Source organism: Micromonospora sp. NPDC051924 (assembly GCF_055586005.1).
In genome coordinates, this window is the sequence record NZ_JBVJJA010000099.1 from 1 (window position 1) to 8,674 (window position 8,674).

The 8,674-nt window shown below is 74.5% G+C and carries 8 protein-coding genes and 1 pseudogene; 6 read left to right on the top strand and 3 right to left on the bottom strand.

What is annotated here, in order from left to right; all coding sequences use genetic code 11:
• The 4 genes from ACZ6S5_RS34610 to ACZ6S5_RS34625 all read left to right on the top strand — a co-directional run.
• Positions 1-889: glycosyltransferase family 4 protein (locus ACZ6S5_RS34610; RefSeq protein ID WP_466006506.1), on the top strand; the 889-nt coding region annotated here is incomplete at its 5' end.
• Between the two features lie 78 nt (positions 890-967).
• Positions 968-2,866, top strand: coding sequence for a serine/threonine-protein kinase (locus ACZ6S5_RS34615; RefSeq protein ID WP_466006507.1), 1,899 nt, complete (start codon positions 968-970; stop codon positions 2,864-2,866).
• Between the two features lie 200 nt (positions 2,867-3,066).
• Complete coding sequence (locus ACZ6S5_RS34620; protein WP_466006508.1) at positions 3,067-3,876, top strand: metal-dependent hydrolase; 810 nt, start codon at positions 3,067-3,069, stop codon at positions 3,874-3,876.
• Positions 3,873-4,787, top strand: coding sequence for an amidohydrolase family protein (locus ACZ6S5_RS34625; protein ID WP_466006509.1), 915 nt, complete (start codon positions 3,873-3,875; stop codon positions 4,785-4,787). The genes ACZ6S5_RS34620 and ACZ6S5_RS34625 overlap by 4 nt, the downstream gene beginning before the upstream one ends.
• A gap of 168 nt (positions 4,788-4,955) precedes the next feature.
• Here the strand turns inward: ACZ6S5_RS34625 and ACZ6S5_RS34630 are convergent, their stop codons facing one another.
• Complete coding sequence (locus ACZ6S5_RS34630) at positions 4,956-6,263, bottom strand: MFS transporter (RefSeq protein ID WP_466006510.1); 1,308 nt, start codon at positions 6,261-6,263, stop codon at positions 4,956-4,958.
• Between the two features lie 72 nt (positions 6,264-6,335).
• On the opposite strand from ACZ6S5_RS34630, the gene ACZ6S5_RS34635 reads away from it, so the two are divergent.
• Positions 6,336-7,262, top strand: a complete 927-nt coding sequence (locus ACZ6S5_RS34635; protein ID WP_466006511.1) for a LysR family transcriptional regulator — start codon at positions 6,336-6,338, stop codon at positions 7,260-7,262.
• On the opposite strand, the gene ACZ6S5_RS34640 is transcribed toward ACZ6S5_RS34635, so the two are convergent.
• The gene (locus ACZ6S5_RS34640) at positions 7,227-7,529 is read right to left on the bottom strand and encodes a helix-turn-helix transcriptional regulator (protein WP_466006512.1); all 303 of its coding nucleotides are present in this window, start codon (positions 7,527-7,529) and stop codon (positions 7,227-7,229) included. The genes ACZ6S5_RS34635 and ACZ6S5_RS34640 overlap by 36 nt on opposite strands.
• A gap of 66 nt (positions 7,530-7,595) precedes the next feature.
• Between ACZ6S5_RS34640 and map the strand changes: the two genes are divergently transcribed.
• Positions 7,596-8,390, top strand: coding sequence for a type I methionyl aminopeptidase (gene map / locus ACZ6S5_RS34645; protein ID WP_466006513.1), 795 nt, complete (start codon positions 7,596-7,598; stop codon positions 8,388-8,390).
• A gap of 6 nt (positions 8,391-8,396) precedes the next feature.
• On the opposite strand, the pseudogene ACZ6S5_RS34650 reads toward map, so the two are convergent.
• Positions 8,397-8,534, bottom strand: a pseudogene (locus tag ACZ6S5_RS34650) (nucleotidyltransferase family protein); the annotation flags it as partial.
• Positions 8,535-8,674 lie beyond the last annotated feature (140 nt).

An 8,674-nucleotide genomic window follows, 5' to 3' on the forward strand; every position in this document is an offset into this window, starting at 1 on the left:
GGCGGGCCGGCACCAGGGCTGGCTGCCGGAGGAGATGAACCGGACCATCCACGGCGTCGAGCACTGGCTGGCCGCGGAGTCCGGCCGGGTGATCGCCTGCTCCGGCTACATGCGTGACCAGGTGGCGCGGCTGTTCGACGTCCCGGCCGGGCGGATCGAGGTGGTGCCCAACGGGGTGGACGACCGGGCCTGGCACGCCGGCCCCCGCGCGGTCGCCGCCGCCCGGGCCCGGTTCGCCGGGCCCGGCCCCCTGGTCGGGTACGCCGGCCGGCTGGTGTACGAGAAGGGCGTGCAGCACCTGGTGCACGCGGTGCCGTACCTGCGGGACCGGCACCCCGGGCTGCGGGTGGTGATCGCCGGCGACGGCCCGTACCAGGAGGAACTGGTCGACCAGGCGCGGCGGCTGCACCTCGGCGAGACCGTACGGTTCACCGGCTTCCTGGACTCCAAGCAGCTCCCCGCGGTGCTCGGCGCCACCGACGCCACCGTGATCCCCAGCCTCTACGAGCCGTTCGGCATGATCGCGCTGGAGGCGGCCGCCGCCGGGGCGCCGCTCGCGGTGGCCAGCACCGGCGGGTTGGCGGAGATCGTCGAGCCGGGCGTCACCGGGGTGACCTTCCCGCACAGCAACCCGGACGCCCTGGCCGGCGCGGTCGACCGGCTGCTCGGCGACGAGGTCTTCGCCCGCCGGGTGGCGCGCCGGGCCCGCCGCATGGTCACCGAACGGTACGGCTGGGCCACCATCGCCGCCCGCACCGCCGGCAGCTACGCCGCGGCCCGCCGGGAGCACGGCACCTTCCAGGCCCGCCGGGCCGCCGCCCTGCCGGCCGGTGGCCGATCCGCCATCGCCATCCCGGACGGAAATCTGCTCACCGGGGCCGCGAGCTGAGCCGCGCCGCCCTGACGGGCGATAGGTGACGCCCGATCCGCTGGCTATTGTGGACCTCGACCAGCGGTGAGGAGAGGTGTGCAGCAGGTAGTGATCGCCGGCCGATACCGCCTGCTCGACCTCGTCGGCCGTGGCGGCATGGGCCGGGTCTGGCGCGCCCGGGACCAGGTGCTGCACCGCGAGGTGGCGGTGAAGCAGGTGGTGCCGCCCAGCTGGCTCGAAGCGCACGAGCGGGACGAGCTGCGCGGCCGTACCCTGCGCGAGGCGCGGACGGCCGCCCGGCTCAGCCACCCCAACGTGGTCCGGGTCTACGACGTGGTGCGGGTCGACGACGACCCGTGGCTGGTCATGGAGTACGTCCCGTCGCGGTCGCTGCAGGAGATCGTGGACAGCGACGGGCCGCTGGAACCCCGGCGGGCGGCCGGCATCGGGCTGGCGGTGCTGGCCGCGCTGCGCGCCGCGCACGACGCCGGGGTGCTGCACCGCGACGTCAAACCCGCGAACGTGCTGCTGGCCCGCGACGGCCGGGTGCTGCTGACCGACTTCGGGCTGGCCGTCTTCGACGGCGGCGACGGCATGATGACCCGGCCCGGGCTGGTCCTGGGCTCCCCGCAGTACGTGGCTCCGGAACGCGCCGCCGAGGGGGTGTCCAGCGTCGAGGCGGACCTCTGGTCGCTGGGCGCCACCCTGCACGCCGCCGTGGAGGGCCGCTCGCCGTACGCGCGCAGCACCGCGATGGCCACGCTGACCGCGCTGGCCAGCCAGCCACCGGACCCGGCGCCGCACGCCGGGCCGCTGGAACCGGTGCTGGTCGGGCTGCTCCGCCGCGACCCGCGCCACCGGCTGCGCCACGACGACGCCGCCCGGCTGCTCGCGGTCGCCGCCGCCACCGGACCGGACGCCGACGCCCTGCCTGGCCTGCCTGCCGCCGGATCGAGCTGGGACAGCACCGGCACGTCCCCGGTCCCACCACCCGAGGGCGGGTTCCCGGACGTCGTACCGCCGGCCGCCGCCGCGCGGGCGTGGAGCCGAGCGGCCCACCTGGGCGTCCCGCCGGCCCCGGGCGGCGGGGACGCCACGCTGGGGCTGCCGGACGGCGAATCCGCCCCCGCCGGCCCGGCCCTTCCCGAGGCCGACCTCGACACCCCGTCCGGGTCCGGGCCGGGCCGGTCGGTCAGGTCCGGCGACACCGCCGGGACAGCCGGCGGCGACGAGGGCGGCCACGCGCGGCGGCAGCGCCGGCGTGCGCTGGCCCGGCGCTGGGCGCTCGCGGCGGGGGCGCTGGTGCTGACCGTGTCCGCCGGGGTCGGCACCGCCCTGGCGGTCACCGACGACCACGACGGTCCCGGACCCGACGCGGCGGCGGACCGGCACGGGCCGGCCGGCGAGCCGTGGGAGCACCAGCCCGGGCGTCCCGGGCCGCCGCCGGACGGGCCTGGGGGCCGGCCCCCACCCCCACCGTTCCCCTGCGTGCGGCCCGACATCGCCGGCGAACCGGTGGCCCCAGGCTCACCGCCCGCCGGCGACGCCACCCTGCCGGCCGGCTGGGTCTGGTACGGCGACACCGGCAGCTTCCGGATCGCCGTGCCGGCCGACTGGCGCTATTTGCGCTCCGGCGACACCACCTGCTTCCAGGACCCGGTCAACCGCCGGATCCTCGGCGTCGAGCCGTATCCGGACGGCGCCAAGCCGGTGGATCAGTTGCGGGCGGCCGAGCGGGACCTGACCGGGAGCGGCCGGCTGCCCGCGTACGAGCAGGTCCGGCTCACCGCAACCGGCGGCGGCGCCGAGTGGGAGTGCCGCTGGACCGCCCCGTACGGCGAACGCATGCACGCCCTGCGGGTGCTGCCCGGCGACGCCGGCGGCTGGACGCTCGGCTGGACCACCTCGGACGCCGACTGGGCGGCCGGCGCCGCGCAGCTGTCCGTGATCCGGCAGAGCTTCCGGCCGGCCCGCTCCACCCGCTCGGCCGGCTGACGCCGGGTCGTCTCATCGCCGACAGAAATGTCCGACGCGCCGGTACGGAACCACATACTTCCTGGTGATCCGGCCGAGACCGGCGGAGCGCTGTCGACCGCTTCCCCAGTGGACCGTCCGGGTGATGCCCCGCGACCCGAAGGCTTGACTACAGTGGCGTAGTTTTGTCGATCAAGATCTCTGGGGAAGGGCGAGTCGACATGATGGGACCGTCCCACGCGCTGTCCGGCGCGGCGGTGTGGCTGACCGGCTCCTGGGCACTGGACCAGTTCGCCGACTACCACCAGACGCCGCTGGCGCTGGCGGTGGGCACCGCGGTCTGTGCGGGCGGGGCACTCTTCCCCGACCTCGACCTGTCCGGCAAGGTGACCCGCAACCAGGGCGGGGCGACCGTGGCCCGCACCTTCGGGGTGTTCAGCCTGTTCATCGCCGAGGTGATGGAGAAGATCTCTCTCGGCGTCTACTACGCGACGAAGCTCAGCAAGGACCCGCGCCGCAACAACGGCCACCGCACGCTGACCCACACCATCCCGTTCACCCTCCTGGTCGGCTGGGGTACCACGACGCTCTGCGCCCACTTCGGCAAGTGGGCGGTCGTCAGCATCCTGTTCTTCATGATCGGGCTCGCGCTGCGCGGCCTCTTCGACGAGTGGGCCGAGCGGGCCGGCTGGGTGATCGTCACCCTGGCCTCGGCGGCCGCCGCCTGGTTCACCTTCGCCAACCTTCCCGGTGATCGGGGCTATCCGCTGATCGGCACCGCCGTCGGGGTGGGCTGTTTCGTGCACATCCTCGGCGACATGATCACCCGGGCCGGCGTGCCGATCCTCTGGCCGATCCCGATCAAGCGGCGGATGTGGCTGATGGTCGGCCTGCCGAACAGCATCGCCCTGCGCACCGGGAGCAAGGCCGAGACCATCGTGCTGCGGGCGGCCCTGACCGTGCTCGCGGTGCTCGCCGCGGTGGGGCTGGTCGCGCCGTCGGTGCTGCACCGGTTCAACATCGAGATGTGAGCGACGCGGAGCGGGACCGGGCGCCGGCCGAGGACGCGGCGGTGCCCGGGTTCTGGCGGCGGCTCGGGCTGCCCGGGCTCGCCGACGTGCACACCCACTTCCTGCCGCCCCGGCTGCTGCAGAAGGTGTGGGCGTACTTCGACGCGGCGGGGCCGCTGGTCGGCCGGGAGTGGCCGATCCGGTACCGGTGGGACGACGAGGCCCGGGTGGCGCACCTGCGCCGGCTCGGGGTCCGGGCGTTCACCGCGCTGGCGTACCCGCACCGGCCGGGGATGGCGCCGGCGTTGAACCGGTGGACGTTGGACTTCGCCGCGCGTACTCCTGGCTGCCTGGCCTCGGCCACCTTCTTCCCGGAGCCCGGGGCGGTCGGCTACGTGACGGACGCCCTCGACGCCGGGGCGCGGGTGTTCAAGGTCCATTTTCAGGTGGGCGGCTTCCCACCGACCGACCCGGCGCTGGACGCCGTCTGGGGGGTGCTGGCCGACGCCGGGGTGCCGGTGGTGGTGCACGCCGGGCACGCTCCGGTGGGCACCGCGCACACCGGGCCGGCGCCGTTCGCCGTGCTGCTCGCCCGGCATCCTCGGCTGGCCGCGATCGTGGCGCACCTGGGCGCCCCGGACTACGCCGCGTTCCTCGACCTGGCCGGGGCGTACGAGCGGGTCCGGTTGGACACCACCATGGTGTTCACCTCGTTCTTCGACCACGCCACGCCCTTCCCCGCGGCGGAGTTGCCCCGGCTGCGGGAGCTGGGCCTGGCCGGCAAGGTGCTGCTGGGCAGCGACTTCCCGAACATCCCGTATCCGTACGCGGAGCAGCTGGCCGGGCTGGCGCGGCTCGACCTCGGCGACGACTGGCTGCGGGCGGTCTGCTGGGGCAACGCGGCCACCCTGTTCGGCCTCGCGGCGAACTGAGCGCGGGCCACCGACAAGGCCCGCGCTCCCGTCACCGGCTGCGCGTCCGCCCAACTTGCGAGCAACCGCAGCACCGGCCGGCGGCCGGCGAAACATCGCCGCCTCGTCGCGCCGGTCGTAGGTCTGGCCGGTGGCGCCGCCGGCCCGCTCGGGTCTCGCCGGTCTCCGTCACCGCGCCGCCGGTTCGTGGACCGCCCGGTCGAGGGGCCGGGCACCGGCCGACCCGCGGTCGCTCCGCCGGGTGGGCCGCCCGGGCGGGCCGGAGGCCGTGCCGCGCACCGCCCGGACCGGGCCGCCGTGCCGCACCGGGATCAGCCAGGGGCCGGCGAGGAGCCCGACGGCGATCTGGGCGGCACCCGCGACGACCAGCGTCGGCGCCGCGCCGACCAGACCGATCACCGCTCCTCCGGCGAGCAGGCCGACCGAGACGGCGCCGTCGTGCGCCAGGCTCTCCGCGGCGAAGGCGGCGCGCCGTTCCGCACCCTCGGTACGCGTGCTGATCAGCCGGTTGACGGCGCCGATCCCGAGGGGCATGGCGAGACCGCCGGCGGCGGCCAGGCACCCGGTGGTCACGAAGGAGGCGGTGCCGGCGGGCAGCACGGCGAAGGTCGCGCCGAGCAGGATCCAGCCGGTCGCCATCGTGCCCAGCGGCGGCAGCCGGGGCACGAGCACCGGCGCGAGCAGCGCGCCGGCGAGCGACCCGGCGCCGTAACCGGTCATGCCGGCCGAGACGAGCAGCCCGGGCCGGCCGGTCTCCGCTCCGAGGATGGCGAGGCCGAGCGTGAAGGCGAACCAGGTGGCCCCGCCCACGCCGGACATGGTCACCGCGCGGACGATCGCGGGATGCCGGGCCAGCACCTGCCGCAGGGCGGGGGCGCCGGCCGCGTCGTCGTTCCCGGGCGAGGCGGTGCCGCGTACGGTCAGCAGCAGCGCCGCGCCGACCGTGACGCCCGCCGCCTCCGCCCACAGCAGCAGGAACGGGCCGCCGACGGTGACCGCCCAGCCGGCCAGCGGCGGTGCCAGGATCATGGTGCTGCGGTGGGCGAAGTCCTGCCATGCCAGCATGCGCGGGGCGACGCCGGGACCGGCGGTGTCGCAGATGTCGGCGAGCAACGCGCGCTGTCCCGGCCCGCTGAGGGCGGTGGCGCAGCCGGTGACGAGCCCGGCGCCGGCCAGGTGGACCGGGCCGACGGTGCCGGCCGCCGCGCCGACCGGGATGACGAGCAGGCCGAGCACCTGGACCGCGAGCACGCCGGCGAGGGCACGTCCCGTGGTCAGCCGCTGCCGCAGGCCCCGGGCCCACCAGGCCGAGGTCAGCACGGGCAGCCCGACGGCGCCGCCGACCAGTCCGGTGGTCCACGCCGATCCGGTCTCGGCGAGCGCCACGAGGGGCAGCGCGACGGCGGTGGTGCGCTGCCCCATCCAGCTCACGAAGGTGGCGGTCAGCATGGCGGCGATGTCGCGGCGGGTGGTCACAGAACGATCCTCTGGTGGGGCCGGATTCGGCGGTAGCTGGCGGATCGACACCGCGCCTCATAACCTGCACGTATGACCTCCCTACCCTCGGTCGAGGATCTCCGGCTCGTCGAGGCGCTCTTCCGGCACGGGTCCCTCGGCGCGGCCGGCAGGGAGCTGCGGATCAGCCAGCCGGCGGCGAGCAACCGGCTTGCGGCGCTGGAACGGCGGATCGGCGAGCGGCTCTTCGACCGCGACACCACCGGGGCGCGGCCCACCCCGGCCGGCCGCGCGCTGGCCGCGGAGGCGGCCCACGTACTCGGCCACCTGGAGGCGATCTTCGACCGTACGCGGGCGGCGGCGCGCGGCGAGGTACTGACCGTCGGCACCTTCGCGAGCCTGGCGGCGTGGCTGTTCCCCGCCCTGGTGGAGCTGCTCGGCGACGTCACGCTGCACCAGATCACCGACCACGGCGACCGCCTGGTCGGCTGGGTCGGCGAGGGTTCGCTGGACGCCGCCTTCGTCACGATCGCCAACCAGGTGCGCCTACCGGCCACGGTGACCGCGGTACCGGTCGCCACCGACCAACTGGCCGTGCTCACCCCAGCGGCGGTACGACTCGGTGGCGGGCGCCGGCCCTTCGCCGGCCTCGACGTGGTCGCGCACACCTACGACGCGTCCGCCGACGCTCTCCACCGGCGGCTCTCCGCACTCGGTGCCCGGCCGAAGCCGGCCGCGACCGCCGAGACCGCGGTACGGATGGGCCGGCTGCTCCGCTGCCCGGTCGTCCTGCCGCGTGGACTAGCGCTCGCCTACGCCGCGCCGGACGAACAGGTCTCGCCCGTGGCGGTGCCGGGCCGGTTCACCCTCTTCATGGTCACCCGCCGACCCCCACCGCCCGGTCTCGCGCCGGCGGCCGAGGGGCTGGCCGACCGGCTCGGTCTGGAGCCGCCGTCCGGCGGCTCGAAGCTGCGGGATCGAGACTTAGGAGGCCAACCGCTCACGTTCGTTGCGACCTGATCTTGCGAATTCGACCCCGCCGCCCGACTGGTTGATCTCCGACCACACCGCATCGAGGGAAAGGCCGAGGACGTCGGCGATCGCAGCGATGGTCGGGAAGGCAGGGGTGGCCACGCGACCGGACTCGATCTTCCGAAGAGTCTCCGGCGAGACACCTGCGTCCAGCGCGGTGCCGAGCATCGAACGCTCCCCCCTGGCTCGACGCAGGAGGGCGCCGAGGCGCTGTCCGCGTTCGACCTCTGCGGGAGTGAGCGGCAACCTGACCATGGCTCCGATTCTAGTACCGGGATAATATGGCCGGGATACTTATTGGCTGACCGAGTAAGGCGTCGCATGATCGAGATCCTGAACCCCACCGAACTGCCACGAGCCAGGGAGGCGGGCGCCCTGGTCGCCGACATCCTGCAGACGCTGAGGAGTCGCTGCGAGGTGGGCACGAATCTCCTGGACATCGATTTCTGGGCCCAAGCGATGATCAACGAGGCCGGAGCGCAGTCCTGCTACGTCGACTACGAGCCGTCCTTCGGACGCGGACCGTTCGGCCACTACATCTGCACCTCAGTCAACGACGCCGTGCTCCACGGACTGCCCTACGACTACCCGCTTGCCAACGGCGACCTGCTGACGCTCGACCTCGCCGTCTCCAGAGGCGGAGTTGTCGCTGACTCCGCCATCAGCTTCATCGTGGGCGACTCGAACCCTCCGGAGAGCGTTGCGATGATCAGCGCGACCGAGCGCGCATTGAGCGCCGGGATAGCCGCGGCCGGACCAGGGGCTCGCATCGGCGACATCTCCCATGCCATCGGCTCGGTCCTCAGCGCGGCGGGATATTCGATCAACACCGAGTTCGGCGGTCATGGCGTCGGATCGACGATGCATCAGGACCCGCACGTGTCAAACACGGGGCGGCCCGGTCGCGGATACCGGCTGCGCCCCGGGCTGCTGCTGGCATTGGAGCCATGGGTCATGGCGGACACCGCCGAGCTCGTCACCGATGCCGATGGCTGGACGCTCCGAAGCGCGACAGGCTGCCGGACAGCGCACAGTGAGCACACGATCGCCATCACCAACGACGTAGCCGAAGTTCTCACCTTGCCGAAGCAAGCGCAACCATGCCAGAGAGGATGAGCCCGGTCAGGCGCCGACCCGCTGCTCCGGGATGCTGAGGCCGTAGAGGGCCATCAGCTCGGGGCTGTCGATCCGGCTGCCGTCGGCCACCGAGTCGCAGGAGATGTCGACGATCTGGTCCTTGTGCGCCAGCAGGTACGGCCGCGGGGGGGGGGGGGGGGGGGGGGGGGGGGGGGGGGGGGGGGGGGGGGGGGGGGGGGGGGGGGGGGGGGGGGGGGGGGGGGGGGGGGGGTGTTTGGGGGAATGGAGTTTCTGATGTGTGGTTGGGGTAGGACGCGCAGCGA